Source organism: Amycolatopsis sp. NPDC058278 (assembly GCF_042881395.1).
Classification (GTDB): domain Bacteria; phylum Actinomycetota; class Actinomycetes; order Mycobacteriales; family Pseudonocardiaceae; genus Amycolatopsis.
In genome coordinates, this window is sequence record NZ_JBHVXZ010000034.1 from 36,249 (window position 1) to 51,918 (window position 15,670).

Consider the following 15,670-nt stretch of genomic DNA (forward strand, 5'->3'; position numbering starts at 1 on the left):
GCTTCCCGGCTCACCTCCCGACCTTGTCCCCAGCGAGAACATGTTCTAGTTTTGGGGACGGAAGGTGGTGTGCCGGTGAAGACGGAGCTGGGCTTGGCCGGGACCGTGGTACTGGTCACCGGGGGCGTCCGCGGCGTGGGCCGGGGGATCGCCGACGTGTTCCGCGCCCACGGCGCCCGGGTCGTGGTCTGTGCGCGGCGGGAGGCGCCGACCGAGGCGGAGTTCGTCGCGTGCGACGTCCGCGACGAGGCGCAGGTGGCCGCGTTGGTCGAGGGGATCGTCGAGCGGCACGGCCGCCTGGACGTGGTGGTGAACAACGCCGGCGGGGCGCCGTACGTGTCGGCCGCGGCGGCGTCGCCGAGACTGCACGAAAAGATCGTGCAGCTGAACCTGCTGGCCCCGCTGCTGGTCGCGCAGCACGCGAACGCGGTGATGCAGCGCCAGGACGCCGGCGGTGCCATCGTGATGATCTCCAGCGTGAGCGGGACACGCCCGTCGCCCGGAACGGCGGCCTACGGCGCCGCGAAGGCCGGGCTGGACAACCTGACCGCGAGCCTGGCGGTCGAGTGGGCGCCGAAGGTGCGCGTGAACGCCCTGGACGTCGGGATGGTGCGGACCGAACAGGCGCACCTGCACTACGGCAGCGAGGCGGCGGTCGAGGCGGTCGGGAAGACCGTGCCGCTCGGGCGGCTCGCCGAGCCGGCGGAAGTCGGGCACTGCGCCGCGTTCCTCGCCTCCGGCCTGGCTTCCTACGTTTCCGGCGCGACCTTGCGCGTGCACGGCGGAGGTGAGGTCCCGGCGTTCCTCGCCGCGGCCGACGTCAACCATCGGGAGGATTCGTGAGCGGGTTGTGCCAGGACCGCGTGGTCGTGGTGACCGGCGCCGGCCGCGGCATCGGACGGGCGCACGCGCTGGCGTTCGCGGCCGAGGGCGCGCCGGTGGTGGTGAACGACGTGGACGGGGACGCGACCGCCGCGGTCGTCGCCGAGATCGGGGAACTCGGCGGGAAGGCGGTGGCGAACACCTCGGACGTGGCCGACTGGGCCGGGGCCCGCGAGCTGATCGGCACCGCGGTCGAGAACTTCGGGCGCTTGGACGTGCTGGTCAACAACGCGGGGTTCCTCCGGGACCGGATGCTGGTCAATCTCGCCGAGGACGAGTGGGACGCGGTGATCCGCGTGCACCTCAAAGGGCATTTCGCGCCATTGCGGCACGCTGCGGAACATTGGCGGGCCGAGGCCAAGGCCGGACGGACCCCGCAGGCCCGGGTGATCAACACGAGCTCGGGCGCCGGTCTGCTGGGCAGTGTGGGGCAGGGCAACTACTCGGCGGCGAAGGCGGGGATCGCGGGGCTGACCGTGGTGGCGGCCGCGGAGCTCGCCCGCTACGGCGTCACCGTCAACGCGATCGCGCCGGCCGCGCGGACCCGGATGACCGAGGCGGTGTTCGCGTCGATGGCGCGTCCGGAGACCGGTTTCGACGCGATGGCGCCGGAGAACGTCTCGCCGCTGGTGGTGTGGCTGGGCAGCGAGGAGTCCGCGCACGTCACCGGCCGGGTGTTCGAAGTCGAGGGCGGCAAGGTCTCCCTGGCGCAGGCCTGGCGGCACGGCCCGGCCGTGGACAAGGGCGAGCGCTGGGACCCGGCCGAACTCGGTCCGGTGGTGAAGGAACTGCTCGAGCGCGCGCCCGGGCCTGAACCGGTGTACGGAGCGAGCTGATGGGCATCCTGACCAAGCGTGACGGCCACATCGAGGTCGTCACGGTCGACTTCCCGCCGGTGAACGCGCTGCCCGTGCAGGGCTGGTTCGACCTCGCCGACGCGATCACGCAGGCCGGCCGGGACCCCGAGGTGCACGTCGTGGTCCTCCGCGCGGAAGGCCGCGGGTTCAACGCGGGGGTGGACATCAAGGAGATCCAGCGCAGCGCCGGATACGACGCCCTGGTCGGCGCCAACCGGGGGTGCTACGCGGCTTTCGGCGCGGTCTACGACTGCGCGGTGCCGGTGATCGCGGCGGTGCACGGCTTCTGCCTGGGCGGGGGGATCGGCCTGGTCGGCAACGCCGACGTGATCGTGGCTTCCGAGGATGCGACGTTCGGGGTGCCGGAGGTGGAACGGGGTGCGCTCGGCGCGGCCACGCACCTGGCGCGGCTGGTGCCCCAGCACCTCATGCGCACGCTGTACTTCACCGCCCGCAAGATCACCGCGGCCGAACTGCACGCCCACGGTTCGGTGTACCAGGTCGTGCCACGCGCGGACCTCGACGATGCGGCGCTCGAAGTCGCCCGGGACATCGCGAAGAAGGACCCGCGGGTGATCCGCGCGGCGAAAGAGGCCTTGAACGGCATCGACACCCAGCAGGTGCACCGCAGCTACCGCTTCGAGCAGGGCTTCACCTTCGAACTGAACCTGCTCGGCGCGTCCGACGAAGCCCGCGAGGAGTTCTTGAATGGCCGATAAGCGCACGACCGCCGACGACGTGGCGGCCGAGCTGAAGGACGGCATGACCATCGGGATCGGCGGCTGGGGCTCCCGGCGCAAGCCGATGGCACTGGTCCGGGCGATCCTGCGCACCCCGGTCAAGGACCTCACCGTCGTTTCCTACGGCGGCCCGGACGTCGGCCTGCTGTGCGCCGCCGGCAAGGTGAAGCGGGTCGTGTTCGGGTTCGTCACCCTGGATTCGATCCCGTTCGACCCGTGGTTCGGCCGCGCCCGCGAGACCGGCGCGATCGAGGTGACCGAGTACGACGAGGGCATGTTCGGCACCGCGCTGTCGGCGGCGATGCAGCGGCTCCCGTTCCTGCCGACGCGGGCGGGGCTCGGCTCCGAAGTCATGCGCGCCAACCCGCACCTGCGCACCGTGCGCTCACCGTACGACGACGGCGAAGAGCTGGTGGCGGTCCCGGCGCAGCACCTGGACGTGGCGCTGGTGCACCTGAATCGCGCGGACGCCCGCGGCAACGCCCAGTACCTCGGCCCGGACCCGTACTTCGACGAGCTGTTCGGCCTGGCCGCGGAAAGGTGCTTCGTGTCGGTGGAGAAAGTCGTCGAGACGGCCGAGCTGACCGCGGCCGGGCCGGTGCAGTCGCTGCTGCTCACCCGCGGCAGCGTGGCCGGCGTCGTCGAGGCGCCGCGCGGGGCGCACTTCACCACGGCGGTGCCGGACTACGGCCGGGACGAGCGGTTCCAGCGTCATTACGCGGCCTGCGCCAAGGATCTCGACGCGTGGCCCGGGTTCGTGGACCGGTTCCTTTCCGGTGACGACCGGCACTATCTGTCCGAAGTGGACAAATTCGAGGCGGAGGCGGCATGAGCGCGACCCGGGCCGAAATCGTCGTGGTGGCCATGGCCGAGGTGTTCCGCGGCGACGGCGAGATCGTGGCCAGCCCGATGGGCTTCATCCCCCAGCTGGGGGCGAAGCTCGCGCGGCTGACGTTCGAGCCGGATCTGCTGATGTCCGACGGCGAGGCCTACCTGATGACCACCGGCGGCGTCGTCGAAGGCTGGCAGCCCTTCCGCAAGATGCTGGACACCATCGTCCCGCACGGACGCCGCCACGTCGTGATGGGTGCCAACCAGATCGACCGGTACGGCAACCAGAACATCTCCGCCATCGGCGACCACGCCCGTCCGAAGAAGCAGCTGCTCGGCGTGCGGGGCGCGCCGGGCAACACCATCAACCACCGCACGAGTTACTGGGTGCCCCGGCACTCCACGCGCGTGTTCGTGGACGCGGTGGACGTCGTGTCGGGGGTCGGTTACGACAACGCGGCCAAGGCCGGTGCCTCCGCCCAGAAGTACCACGACGTGCACCGGGTGGTGACCAACCTCGGCGTGTTCGACTTCGGCGGCCCGGACCACGCCATGCGGGCGGTTTCGCTGCACCCGGGCGTCACCCGCGAGGAGGTCGTGGCGGCGACGACGTTCGAGATCGATTTCACCGGCACCGGGACCAGCCGTGAACCGGCCGAGGAGGAGCTGCGGCTGATCCGCGAGGTCCTGGACCCGAAGAGCCTGCGGGACAAGGAAGTCCCGGCGTGAAGACGGCTTTGACCCGGCTGGTGGGGGTCGAGCACCCGGTCGTGCAGACCGGGATGGGCTGGGTCGCCGGGCCGCGGCTGGTCTCGGCCACCGCGGAAGCCGGGGCCCTCGGCATCCTCGCGTCCGCCACGATGACGCACGGCGAGCTGGAAGCGGCGATCGCCGAGGTCAAGAAGCGGACGGACAAGCCGTTCGGCGTGAACCTCCGCGCCGACGCGGCGGACGCCGGCGAACGCGTCGACCTGCTGATCCGCGAAGGCGTGAAGGTCGCCTCCTTCGCGCTCGCCCCGCGGAAGGAAATGATCGCGAAACTGCGTGACCACGGGATCGTCGTGATCCCGTCGGTCGGCGCCGCCCGGCACGCCGAGAAGGTCGCCGCCTGGGGAGCGGACGCCGTCATCGTCCAGGGCGGCGAAGGCGGCGGGCACACCGGGGGCGTGGCCACCACCCTGCTGCTGCCCTCGGTGCTGGACACCGTCGACATCCCGGTCGTCGCCGCCGGCGGCTTCTTCGACGGCCGCGGGCTCGCCGCCGCGCTCGCCTACGGCGCGGCCGGCGTCGCGATGGGCACCCGGTTCCTGCTGAGCAAGGAGAGCACGGTCCCCGACGAGGTCAAGCGCCTCTACCTCGAGCAGGGGCTCACCGGGACGGTCGTCACCAAGCGGGTCGACGGCCTCCCGCACCGGGTGCTGCGCACCGACCTCGTCGAGAAGCTCGAACGCACCGGCCGGATCCGCGGCCTGGCGCAAGCGGCCCGCAACGCGCTGCGCTTCCGGAATATCACCGGCCTGTCCCCGGTTGCGATGCTCCGAGAAGGCTTCGCGATGAAGCACGGCAACGATCTGACGTGGAGCCAGCTGGTCATGGCGGCCAACACCCCGATGCTGCTGCGGGCGGGACTGGTCGAAGGCCGGACGGACGCGGGAGTGCTAGCGTCGGGACAGGTGGTGGGCATGATTCACGACCTGCCCACGGTGGCACAGATCGTCGAAGGCGCAGTGGCCGAGGCGGGTGAGATCCTGCGGCGGCTCGGCCGGCAAACGGGAGGATGAGAGAGCGTGGCGTTGAAGGTCGGATACAAGGCGTCGGCGGAGCAGTTCGGGCCGCGGGACCTGGTCGAGTACGCCGTCCGCGCCGAAGAGGTCGGGTTGGACTCGGTCTGGGTGTCCGACCACTTCCTGCCGTGGCGGCACGAAGGCGGCCACGCTCCGTGGGCGCTGGCCTGGATGCCGGCGGTCGCCGAGCGCACCGAGCGGGTGCAGATCGGCACGAGCGTGCTGACCCCGACGTTCCGGTACAACCCGGCGGTGATCGCCCAGGCGTTCGCGACGATGTCGCTGCTGTCGAACGGCCGCGTCATCCTCGGTGTCGGGTCCGGCGAGGCGCTGAACGAGATCGCCGTCTCGGGGCGGGAGTGGCCGGAGTTCAAGGAGCGCTTCGCCCGGCTGCGCGAGTCGATCAAGCTGATCCGTGAGCTGTGGACCAGCGACAACGTCAACTTCAAGGGCGACTACTACGAGCTGGTGGACGCCAAGATCTACGACCGGCCGGAGCAGCCCGTGCCGGTCTACGTCGCCGCCGGTGGCCCGGTGGTCGCCAAGTACGCGGGCCGGGCCGGGGACGGGTTCATCTGCACGTCCGGCAAGGGCATGGAGCTCTACACCGACAAGCTGATGCCGGCCGTCAAGGAAGGCGCGGAGGCGGCCGGGAAGGCTGTCGAGGACGTCGACCGGACGATCGAGATCAAGCTGTCCTACGACCGCGACCACGAGAAGGCGCTGGAGAACACGCGGTTCTGGGCGCCGCTGTCGCTGTCGGCGGAGCAGAAGCACAGCGTCTCCTCGGCCGAGGAGATGGAACGGCTGGCCGACGAGCTGCCGATCGAGCAGGTCGCCAAGCGGTGGATCGTGGCGTCGGACCCGGACGAGGCCGTGGCGCAGATCAAGCCGTACCTCGACGCGGGCCTCAACCACCTCGTCTTCCACGGCCCGGGCCACGACCAGGAACGGTTCCTGACCCAGTTCTCCGAGGACGTCCTGCCGAAGCTGCACGCCCTCGGCTGACCGGCCGGCGATCGCTTCAGAGGCGTTCGATGATGGTGACGTTGGCGGTGCCGCCGCCTTCGCACATCGTCTGCAGGCCGTAACGTCCGCCTCGGCGCTCCAGCTCGTGCAGGAGCGTGGCGAGGAGCTTGGTGCCGGTGGCCCCGATCGGGTGGCCGAGGGCGATCCCGCCCCCGTTCACGTTGACCCGCTCGGGGTCCGCGCCGGTTTCGTCCAGCCAGGCCAGGACGACGCTCGCGAAGGCCTCGTTGACCTCGAACAGATCGATGTCGTCGATCTTCAGCCCGGCGTTGCGCAGCGCGTGCGCCGTCGCCGGGATCGGGCCGGTCAGCATCCACACCGGGTCCGCGGCGCGCACCGACAGGTGGTGGATGCGGGCCCGCGGCGTCAGGCCGTGCTCCTTGACGAACGTCTCCGACGCCAGGACGGCCGCGCTCGCGGCGTCGGAGATCTGGCTGGCCACCGCCGCCGTCAGCCGCGAACCCTCGCTCAGCGGCTTCAGGCCGCGCATCCGCTCCAGTGACGTGTCCCGGCGTGGTCCCTCGTCGTGCCGGAAGCCGTCGACCGGGGCGATCTCGGCGTCGAACCGGCCTTCGTCGATCGCGGACAGCGCCCGCCGGTGGCTGCGCAGCGCGTACTCCTCCATGTCCGCGCGGCTGATGTCCCAGTGCTCGGCGATCATGTCGGCGCTGCGGAACTGCGAGACCTCGGCACTGCCGTAGCGCTCCTGCCAGCCCTTCGAGCCGGAGAACGGGTCGTCGAAGCCGTACTCGCGCCCGGCCAGCATCGCCGCGCTGATCGGGATGCGGCTCATGTTCTGCACGCCCCCGGCCAGCACCAGGTCCTGGGTGCCGGACATGACGGCCTGCGCGGCGAAGTGCACGGCCTGCTGGCTCGACCCGCACTGCCGGTCGATCGTCACCCCGGGCACGTGGTCGGCGAACCCGGCGGCGAGCCACGCGGTGCGGGCGATGTTGCCCGACTGCGGGCCGAGGGTGTCGGTGCAGCCGAGGATGACGTCGTCGACCAGGTCGGGGTCGACGCCGGCGCGTTCGACGGCGGCTTTGATGACGTGCGCGCCGAGGTCGGCCGGGTGCCACCCGGCCAGTGCGCCGCCGCGCCGGCCGACGGGCGTGCGGACCGCGTCGAGGAGGAAGGCTTCGGGCACGGGGGCTCCTAGGGGTGCTGGCTGCTGACGGAGACGACTTCGCCGGTGAGGTAGCTCGCGTAGTCGCTGGCGAGGAAGACCATGACGTTGGCGACTTCCCAGGGTTCGGCGGCGCGGCCGAACGCTTCCTGCTTGGTCAGGTCGGCCAGGAGCTCGTCGCTGGTGACCTTGGCGAGGAACGGGTGCATCGCCAGGCTCGGCGCGACGGCGTTGATCCGGACACCGTGCGCGGCGGCGTCCAACGCCGAACAGCGAGTCAGCGCCATGACGCCGGCCTTGGCGGCGGCGTAGTGCGCCTGCCCGGCTTGGGCGCGCCAGCCGATCACGGACGCGTTGTTGACGATGGATCCACCGCCGCCCTGGGCGACGAACTGCTTCAAGGCCGCGCGGGTGCAGCGGAAGGTGCCGGTGAGGGTGATGTCGAGGACTTTCGACCATTCCTCGTCGGTCATCTCCAGCACCGACTTCGTGCCGCCGAGCCCGGCGTTGTTCACCATGACGTCGAGGCGCCCGAAGTGGCTCACGGCGCCGTCGATCAGGGCTTGGACGTGGTCTTCGCGGGTGACGTCGCAGGTGATGGCGTGGACCTTGCCCAGTTCGGCCAGCTCGGCCGCCTTGGCGGCGAGACGGCGTTCGTGCCAGTCGCTGATGACGACGCTCGCGCCCTCTTCGAGGCAGCGTTTCGCGACGGCGGAGCCGATCCCGGTGCCCGCCGCGGCGGTGACGACGACGATCTTGCCCCGCAGCAGGTCGTGGCCGGGTGGGTACTGGGGGATCACGGGCGGGCCTCCCGGGGCAGGCCGAGGATGCGCTCGGCGATGATGGTGCGTTCGATTTCGTCGGAGCCGCCGTAGATGGTGTCGGCGCGGGTGAACAGGAACAGCCGCTGCCACTCGTCGAGTTCGTCCCCGGCGGAGGTGAGGGACCGGGTGCCGCGGGCGCGCACGGCGAGTTCGCCGAGGCCGCGGTGCCATTGGGCCCACAGCAGTTTGCCGACCGCGACCTCCGGCCCGGCGGCCTGCCCGAGCGTCCGCAGGGCGTGGGCGCGGAGAACGCGCAGGCCGATGCGGGCGCGCGCGAGGTCGGCGCGCAACAGCGGGTCGTCGTAGGTGCCGAGCCGTTTCGCTTCGGCGGTGATGTCGTCGAGTTCGCGGCGGAAGCCGATCTGCTGGCCGAGGGTGGAGACGCCGCGTTCGAAGCCGAGGGTGGCCATCGCGATCTTCCACCCCTGGCCCGGTTCGCCCACGACGTGGCCGGCCGGGGTGCGGGCGTCGTCGAAGAAGACTTCGTTGAACTCCGAAGTGCCGGTGAGCTGCTGGATCGGGCGGATGGTGACGCCGTCCTGGCGCAGCGGGACCAGCAGGTAGGAGAGGCCGTGGTGGCGCTGGGAACCGGGTTCGGTGCGAGCCACCACGAAGCACCAGTCGGCCACGTGGGCGAGGGAGGTCCAGATCTTCTGGCCGTTGATCACCCACTCGCCGTCCCGCAGGACCGCGGTGGTCGAAACGGCGGCGAGGTCGGAGCCGGCGCCGGGTTCGGAGTAGCCCTGGCACCACAGCTCCTCGACCGCGACGATCTTGGGGAGGAAGCGGGCCTGCTGCTCGGGGGTGCCGAACGCGATGAGCGTGGGGCCGAGCAGCTGTTCGCCGATGTGGTTGACCCGGGCGGGCGCGCCGGAGGCGGCGTATTCCTCGTGGAAGGCGACCTGCTCGGCCAGGGACAAGCCCCGGCCGCCGTGCTCGGCCGGCCAGCCCACGCAGGTCCAGCCCGCCGCGGCCAGGTGGCGTTCCCAGGCGAGGCGCAGGTCGAACTCCTCGTGCTCCCGCCCCGGGCCGCCGAGACCGCGCAGCCGGGCGAACTCGCCGGTCAGGTTGCCGGCGAGCCAGTCCGCGACCTCGCGGCGGAATCGCGACGGTTCCACGCACGCCTCCTTGCTGCCGGGCCGGTCCGGCACCTAGGGTAATGAGAACACGTTCTACTTTGTTGGTCCAGAGGAGGCTGTGGTGGGACAGACCACGATCCCGGCCGTCGTCCGTGACGCCGCCGCGAAGTTCGGATCCGCGGAGGCACTGGTCGACGGCTCGGTGCGGCTCGGCTACGACCAGCTTCTGGAACGTGTTCAAACGGTCGCGCGGGCGTTCGCCGCGTGCGGTGTCCAGGCGGGCGACCGGGTCGCGGTCGCCCTGCCCAACACCCACCACTGGGTCTTCGCGGCGCTCGGCGCCCTCTACGCGGGCGCGGCCCTGATCCCGGTCAACACCCGCTTCACCGCCACCGAAACGGTCGACCTGCTCGTCCGCGGCCGGGCCAAGGCGCTCGTCGTGGCCGCCGACTTCCTCGGCACCGACCGCCACGCCGCGATCCGGGAGACCGGTGCCGCGCTGCCGGACCTCGGCACGGTCGTCCGGGTGCCGCTGCAGGAGCCGCACCGGCCGGTCGAGGGGACGCTGGGCTGGGACGAGTTCCTGGCCCTGGCCGAGCGGGTGTCACCGGCCGAGGCCGAAGCACGGGCGGACGCCGTCGGCCCGGACGACGTCAGCGACATCCTCTTCACCTCCGGTACCAGCGGCCGCTCCAAGGGCGTGCTGTCGGCCCACCGCCAGACGGTCGAGGTCGCCGCGGCGTGGGCGGACTGCGGCCAGGTCACCGCGGACGACCGGTACCTGGTGATCAACCCGTTCTTCCACAGCTTCGGCTACAAGGCCGGCATCGTGGTGGGCCTGCTGACCGGCGCGACGATCGTCCCGCAGCCGGTGTTCGACGTCCGCGAGGCGCTGAAGGCGATCGAGCGGGAGCGGATCTCCGTGGTGCCGGGCGCGCCGACGGTCTTCCAGTCGCTGCTGCACGAGCCGCGCAAGGGCGATCTGTCGTCGCTGCGGCTCGCGGTCACCGGCGCGGCCACCGTGCCCGCGTCGCTCGTGCGCCGGATGCGGTCCGAACTCGGGTTCGAGACCGTGCTGACCGCCTACGGTCTCACCGAAGCCGTCGTGGTGACGATGTGCCGCCCCGGCGACCCCGCGGAGCTCGTGGCGAGCACGTCGGGCCGGGCGACCGCGGGCTTCGAAGTGGCGATCCAGGGTTCGCCCGGCGAGATCGTGGTGCGCGGGCCGAACGTGATGCTCGGGTACCTCGACGACCCGGCGGCGACGGCGAAGGCGGTCGACGAGCGGGGCTGGCTGCACACCGGTGACGTCGGCGAGCTCGACGCCGCCGGCAACCTCACCATCACCGGCCGGCTCAAGGACATGTACATCTGCGGCGGTTTCAACGTCTACCCGGCCGAGGTCGAACACGCCCTGACCGAGCTGGCCGGCGTCCGCGACGTCGCCGTGGTCGGCGTCCCGGACGAGCGGCTCGGCGAGGTGGGCAAGGCGTTCGTCGTCGGAGCCGGGCTGACGGAGGAGGCGGTCATCGCCTTCTGCCGCGAGCGGCTCGCCAACTACAAGACCCCGCGGTTCGTGGAGTTCCTGGACGAACTGCCCCGCAACGCTTCCGGCAAGGTGCTGAAGCGGCTGCTGACCGAGGAGAAGGCATGAGTGAATCGGTGGTCCGGTCGCAGCGGCGGGGGCCGGTCGCGGTGGTGACGATGAACCGGCCGGAGTACCGCAACGCCCAGAACTCGGCCATGACCTACGCGCTCGACGACGCCTTCACGGACGCGGTGAACGATCCCGAGGTCAAGGTGATCGTGCTCGCGGGGGAGGGGAAGCACTTCTCGGCGGGGCACGACATCGGCAGTCCCGGGCGGGACGCGGATCAGTCGTTCGACCGGCGGGCGGTGCTGTGGTGGGACCACACCGACCGGGCCGGCGGCGATCAGCGGTTCGCCCGCGAGTCCGAGGTCTACCTCGGGATGTGCCGCCGGTGGCGGGAGATCCCGAAGCCGATGATCGCCAGCGTGCAGGGCGCCTGCATCGCGGGCGGGCTGATGCTGGCCTGGGTGTGCGATCTGATCGTCGCCTCGGATGACGCGTTCTTCGCCGATCCCGTGGTGCGGATGGGCATCCCGGGGGTGGAGTACTTCGCGCATCCGTGGGTGCTCGGGCCCCGCGCGGCGAAGGAGGTCCTGTTCACCGGGGAGCGGTTCACCGTCCAGCAGGCCAAGGAATGGGGCATGGTCACCCGGATCGTGCCGCGGGCCGAACTGGAAGAGCGCACCCTGGAACTCGCCGGGAAGATCGCCGGGATGCCGTCGTTCGGGCTGGCGCTGGCGAAGAAGGCGGTCAACCAGGCCGAAGACCTGATGGGGTTGCGGTCCGGAATGGACTCGGTGTTCGGGCTGCACCACTTCGCGCACGCCCACAACGCGGAGACCTCCGAAGACGCCCTGGGCGGGCAGTCCGCACGGTCGATGCGCGACGCGAACAAGGAGGCGTGATGGACCTCGACATCGACGAGGCTTCGGCCGCCTTCCGCGACGAAGCCCGCGAATGGCTCGCCTCGCACGTCCGTCCGCTGCCGTCGATGGACACCGCGGAAGGCTTCGAAGCCCACCGCGGGTGGGAAGCCGAACTCGCCGAGGCGCGCTGGTCGGTCGTGTCGTGGCCGACCGAATACCACGGCCGGGACGCGTCGATGCTGCAGTGGCTGTTGTTCGAGGAGGAGTACTACGCCTCGGGCGCGCCGGGGCGGGTGTCGCAGAACGGCATCTTCATGCTCGCCCCGACGTTGTTCGCCCACGGCACGCAGGAGCAGCGCGACCGGATCCTGCCCGCCATGGCGACCGGTGCGCAGGTGTGGGCGCAGGCGTGGTCGGAGCCGGAGGCGGGCAGCGACATCGCCGCGTTGCGCAGCACGGCGGTCCGCACCGACGGCGGCTGGCTGCTGTCGGGCCAGAAGACGTGGAGTTCACGCGCCAGTTTCGCCGATCGGGCGTTCGGGCTGTTCCGCACCGACTCCGGCGCCGAGCGGCACCGCGGCCTGACGTACTTCATGGCCGATCTGCGTGCCGAGGGGGTGACGGTCCGGCCGATCCCGCAGCTGGACGGCGAGCCCGGGTTCGCGGAGATCTTCTTCGACGACGTGTTCGTGCCGGACGAGGACGTGATCGGCGAAGTGGGCCAGGGGTGGCGGGTCGCGATGACGACGGCGAACAACGAGCGCGGGCTGTCGTTGCGCAGCCCGGGCCGGTTCCTCGCCGCGGCCGACCGGCTGGTCGACCTCTGGCGGGACAACGGTGCCTCACCGTCCACACAGGACAGGGTGGCCGACGCCTGGATCGGCGCCCGGGCGTACCAGCTGTACACCTTCGGCACCGTGAGCCGCTTGGCCGAGGGCGGCGAGCTGGGGCCGGAGTCGAGTGTGAACAAGCTGTTCTGGTCGCACCTCGACGTCGAGCTGCACGAGACCGCCCTCGATGTGCTGGGTCCCGCCGCCGAAACCGACCAGGCCTGGGTCGATGGCTACCTGTTCTCCCTCGCCGGGCCGATCTACGGCGGCACCGACCAGATCCAGCGCAACACGATCGCCGAACGGCTGCTGACGCTTCCGAGGGAGGCCCGCCGATGAGGTTCCTGCTCTCGCCGGAGCAACGGCAGTTCGCCGCGACGCTGCACGAGCTGCTGGGCGGGGCGGACACCGCGGCCGCCGCCCGCGCCTGGGCGGCGGGGGAGCACGCCCGCGGCCTCAAGCTCTGGCGCGGGCTCGCCGACGTCGGGGTCTTCGCCCTGCTGGTGCCCCAGGACCACGGCGGTCTCGGCGCCGGCCCGGCCGATCTGGTGGTCGCCTTCGAGGCCCTGGGCTACCACGCCGTCCCGGGCCCGCTCGTCGAGTCGGCCGCGGTCGCCCCGGCGCTGCTGACCGGGCACCGGCTCACCTCTCTCGCCGAGGGCGACCTCGTGGCCACCGTCGTCGCGCCGCCGGAGGTCCCCTTGGCCCTCGACGCCGACATCGCGGGGCTGGTCCTCGACCTCACCGGTGCGCACCTCACCGGCGCCGATGCCGGGCCCGTCCGCTCGATCGATCCGCCGCGGCGGTTGTTCCGGGTCCCGGCCGCGGCCGGGAGATCGGGCGGCACCGCGTTCGACCGCGGCGTCCTGGCCGTGGCCGCCCAGCTCCTGGGGGCGGGGCAGTGGCTCCTCGACAGCTCGGTGGCGTACGCGAAACAACGCAGGCAGTACGGCCGGGCCATCGGCGAGTACCAGGCGATCAAGCACCTCCTCGCCGACGTCGTCACCCGGCTGGAACTGGCCCGGCCGCTGCTCTACGGCGCGGCCGTCGCCGGGGAGACCTTCGCCCGCGACGTCTCGGCGGCGAAGGTCATGGCCGGGGACGCCGCGCTCCTCGCGGCGCGGACCGCCCTGCAGGTGCACGGCGCCATCGGCTACACGGCCGAGCACGACCTCGGGCTCCGGCTGACGAAGGTGCGGGCCCTCGCCGGGGCCTGGGGGACCGGGTCGTTCCACCGCGCGCGGGTCCTCCGATGACGGACCCGATGGAGACCGAGGAAGCCCGGGCGCTGCGGGACGCCGTCCGGGCCCTGCTGACGCGCCGATCGGGTCCGGAGGCGGTGCGGGCCGCGCTGGAGTCGCCGCTGGGCTACGACGACAAGCTGTGGTCGACGCTCTGCGAACAGATCGGCGTCGCCGCCCTGGCGATCCCGGAGCACTACGGCGGCGCGGGTGCCGGGCTCGCCGAGGCGTGCGTCGTGCTCGCGGAGCTCGGCCGGACGCTCACCCCCGCGCCGATGCTGGGCTCGGCGGTGCTGTGCGGCGAAGCGCTGCTTCGCACCGGGAACGACGAAGCGTGCGAGCGCCTGCTGCCGGGCATCGCCGCGGGCACCACCCTGGCGGCGCTGGCCTGGTCCGGCGCGGACGGCCGGTGGACCCCGGCCCTGAGCGCGTCGGACAGCGGGCTCGACGGCCGCGCCTGCTACGTCCTGGACGGCGACATCGCCGACGTCCTCCTCGCCGTGGCCCGCACGGACGACGGGTCCGGCCTCTTCGAGGTGCCGGTGGCGGAGGTCCGCCGGGAACGGGCCACGAGCCTGGACCCGGGCCGGCGCCTCGCGGTCGTCGAATGCGCTTCGACGCCCGCCCGCCGCCTCGACGTGGGCGGGTACGCCGAGCCGCTGCGGCAGCTGCGCGACACGGCGACGGTCGCCGTCGCCGCGGAGCAGGCCGGCGCGGCCGCGCGGGCGTTGGAGCTGACGGTCGAGTACACGAAGCAACGCCGCCAGTTCGGCCGCCCGATCGGGTCGTTCCAGGCGCTGAAGCACCGGATGGCCGACGTGCACGTCCACGTCGAAGCGGCCCGCTCGGCGCTCTACGCGGCCCTGGTGGACGGCGACGCCGAAGCGGTCGCGACCGCGAAGGTGGTGTGCGGCGAGGCCTTCGCCCACGCGGCCGCGGAGATGATCCAGCTCCACGGCGGCATCGCGATCACCTGGGAACACGACGCCCACCTGTACTTCAAGCGGGCGCACGGGACCGCCCTGCTCTTCGGCGAACCGGCGGGCTTCCCCGGCCCGCGGATCAGCCGGTGAGCCGGGCGGCCGAGCCGGGTAGTTCGGGGTTGGCTTCGGTCAGGTCGCGGCTGGCGCCGGGTCGTTCGCGGTCGGCTTCGGTCAGGCCGCGGGTGGCGCCGGGTAGTTCGCGGTTCGCCTCGGCCAGGCCGCGGGTGACCAGCCAACAGGCCCGGCAGCCGGCGACGTGCTCGGCGACCGCGTTCGCCCGGCGCGGCGGCAGCGCGCCGCGGACCCAGGCGCCCATCCGGCGGCGGGGTTCGCGGCAGCCCGGCTCGGCCGGCTCGGGCACCTGGACCTGCAGGTAGGCCTGCCGCAGCCCTTCCCGCGCCCGCATGGCCAGCGCCGCGACGCTGTTCGGCGACAGCCCGAGCGAGGGCGCCACCTCCGTCGGGGTGCCGCCCTCGGCCTCGGTACGCCACAGCACCGTCCGCCACCGGCCGGGCAGCGTGCAGTAGGCCGACCACACGAGCCGGGCGTTCGACCGGCGGAGGGCGAGTTCGTCGGCGCCTCCGGCGGGGGCTTCCGGGACCGTGGCCCGCAGCTCCACCCGGCTGCGCTGCTTGCTCCACCGCGACACCAGGTTGCGCAGGGTCACGACCAGGTAGGGCCGCAGGTCCCCGTGCGGCCCGCCGCCGGCGCGCACGACGGTCAGCACCCGGGCGAACGTCTCGGCCACGAGATCGTCCCGCTCCGCGGGCTGCCGCGCCCAGGCCCCGGCGGTCCGCCGGAGCGGCTCGGCGTGCCGGCGGAAGAGCCGCCCGGCGGCATCGAGGTCCCCGGCCCGCAGGGCGGCGAGCAGCACGGAGTCCGGCTCGTCGTCGGCTGGTTCCATGGCGGTCTCCCCGGGTCAGGCACGCTCCGTGACCCGGGGGTACCCAAAGTGAACGGCACAGTCGTGTCCGTCACCGTCGGTCGGCCCGATCGAGTGGTTGAAC

At 72.2% G+C, this 15,670-nt stretch carries 16 protein-coding genes; 12 read left to right on the forward strand and 4 right to left on the reverse strand.

The features are described from left to right. Positions 1–75: 75 nt before the first annotated feature. From ACFVYA_RS19505 to fgd, 7 genes are read left to right on the forward strand one after another with little or no spacing between them, the layout of a single operon-like run. A complete protein-coding gene (locus ACFVYA_RS19505) occupies positions 76–843 on the forward strand; it encodes an SDR family oxidoreductase (RefSeq protein WP_387046659.1) in 768 nt (255 codons plus the stop codon). Further along, positions 840–1,718: an SDR family oxidoreductase gene (locus ACFVYA_RS19510; RefSeq protein WP_387046661.1), complete on the forward strand. Its 879-nt coding sequence runs from the start codon at positions 840–842 to the stop codon at positions 1,716–1,718. The genes ACFVYA_RS19505 and ACFVYA_RS19510 overlap by 4 nt, the downstream gene beginning before the upstream one ends. After that, positions 1,718–2,458 carry an enoyl-CoA hydratase family protein gene (locus ACFVYA_RS19515; RefSeq protein WP_387046663.1) on the forward strand — a complete coding sequence of 247 codons (741 nt, stop codon included), beginning with the start codon at positions 1,718–1,720 and terminating at the stop codon, positions 2,456–2,458. Before ACFVYA_RS19510 ends, ACFVYA_RS19515 begins: the two co-directional genes overlap by 1 nt. Further along, positions 2,448–3,311: a CoA transferase subunit A gene (locus ACFVYA_RS19520; protein ID WP_285990645.1), complete on the forward strand. Its 864-nt coding sequence runs from the start codon at positions 2,448–2,450 to the stop codon at positions 3,309–3,311. Before ACFVYA_RS19515 ends, ACFVYA_RS19520 begins: the two co-directional genes overlap by 11 nt. Next, positions 3,308–4,039, forward strand: coding sequence for a CoA-transferase subunit beta (locus ACFVYA_RS19525; protein WP_387046665.1), 732 nt, complete (start codon positions 3,308–3,310; stop codon positions 4,037–4,039). The genes ACFVYA_RS19520 and ACFVYA_RS19525 overlap by 4 nt, the downstream gene beginning before the upstream one ends. Further along, positions 4,036–5,091, forward strand: coding sequence for a nitronate monooxygenase family protein (locus ACFVYA_RS19530; RefSeq protein ID WP_285990647.1), 1,056 nt, complete (start codon positions 4,036–4,038; stop codon positions 5,089–5,091). Before ACFVYA_RS19525 ends, ACFVYA_RS19530 begins: the two co-directional genes overlap by 4 nt. A gap of 6 nt (positions 5,092–5,097) precedes the next feature. Further along, positions 5,098–6,102, forward strand: a complete 1,005-nt coding sequence (gene fgd / locus ACFVYA_RS19535) for a glucose-6-phosphate dehydrogenase (coenzyme-F420) (RefSeq protein WP_285990648.1) — start codon at positions 5,098–5,100, stop codon at positions 6,100–6,102. 16 nt (positions 6,103–6,118) lie between these two features. Here the strand turns inward: fgd and ACFVYA_RS19540 are convergent, their stop codons facing one another. Genes ACFVYA_RS19540 through ACFVYA_RS19550 form a run of 3 tightly spaced genes read right to left on the reverse strand, consistent with a single transcriptional unit; the run spans position 6,119 to position 9,191 of the window. After that, on the reverse strand, positions 6,119–7,270 hold the full coding sequence (locus ACFVYA_RS19540; protein WP_285990649.1) for an acetyl-CoA C-acetyltransferase: 1,152 nt from the start codon (positions 7,268–7,270) through the stop codon (positions 6,119–6,121). A gap of 8 nt (positions 7,271–7,278) precedes the next feature. Then, positions 7,279–8,049, reverse strand: a complete 771-nt coding sequence (locus ACFVYA_RS19545) for an SDR family oxidoreductase (RefSeq protein WP_387046667.1) — start codon at positions 8,047–8,049, stop codon at positions 7,279–7,281. Next, on the reverse strand, positions 8,046–9,191 hold the full coding sequence (locus ACFVYA_RS19550) for an acyl-CoA dehydrogenase family protein (protein ID WP_387046669.1): 1,146 nt from the start codon (positions 9,189–9,191) through the stop codon (positions 8,046–8,048). The genes ACFVYA_RS19545 and ACFVYA_RS19550 overlap by 4 nt, the downstream gene beginning before the upstream one ends. An 82-nt stretch (positions 9,192–9,273) precedes the next feature. On the opposite strand from ACFVYA_RS19550, the gene ACFVYA_RS19555 reads away from it, so the two are divergent. From ACFVYA_RS19555 to ACFVYA_RS19575, 5 genes are read left to right on the forward strand one after another with little or no spacing between them, the layout of a single operon-like run. Then, complete coding sequence (locus ACFVYA_RS19555) at positions 9,274–10,806, forward strand: FadD3 family acyl-CoA ligase (protein ID WP_387046672.1); 1,533 nt, start codon at positions 9,274–9,276, stop codon at positions 10,804–10,806. Beyond that, positions 10,803–11,648 carry an enoyl-CoA hydratase gene (locus ACFVYA_RS19560; protein ID WP_285990653.1) on the forward strand — a complete coding sequence of 282 codons (846 nt, stop codon included), beginning with the start codon at positions 10,803–10,805 and terminating at the stop codon, positions 11,646–11,648. The genes ACFVYA_RS19555 and ACFVYA_RS19560 overlap by 4 nt, the downstream gene beginning before the upstream one ends. After that, positions 11,648–12,778, forward strand: coding sequence for an acyl-CoA dehydrogenase family protein (locus tag ACFVYA_RS19565; protein WP_387046674.1), 1,131 nt, complete (start codon positions 11,648–11,650; stop codon positions 12,776–12,778). The genes ACFVYA_RS19560 and ACFVYA_RS19565 overlap by 1 nt, the downstream gene beginning before the upstream one ends. After that, complete coding sequence (locus ACFVYA_RS19570) at positions 12,775–13,695, forward strand: acyl-CoA dehydrogenase family protein (RefSeq protein ID WP_387046676.1); 921 nt, start codon at positions 12,775–12,777, stop codon at positions 13,693–13,695. Before ACFVYA_RS19565 ends, ACFVYA_RS19570 begins: the two co-directional genes overlap by 4 nt. Further along, positions 13,692–14,753 (forward strand): acyl-CoA dehydrogenase family protein, encoded by a 1,062-nt coding sequence (locus tag ACFVYA_RS19575; protein WP_387046678.1) that lies wholly within the window; start codon positions 13,692–13,694, stop codon positions 14,751–14,753. Before ACFVYA_RS19570 ends, ACFVYA_RS19575 begins: the two co-directional genes overlap by 4 nt. Here the strand turns inward: ACFVYA_RS19575 and ACFVYA_RS19580 are convergent. Continuing rightward, positions 14,743–15,567 (reverse strand): sigma-70 family RNA polymerase sigma factor, encoded by an 825-nt coding sequence (locus ACFVYA_RS19580; RefSeq protein WP_387046681.1) that lies wholly within the window; start codon positions 15,565–15,567, stop codon positions 14,743–14,745. The two genes, ACFVYA_RS19575 and ACFVYA_RS19580, sit on opposite strands and share 11 nt — an antisense overlap. Positions 15,568–15,670: the final 103 nt, after the last annotated feature.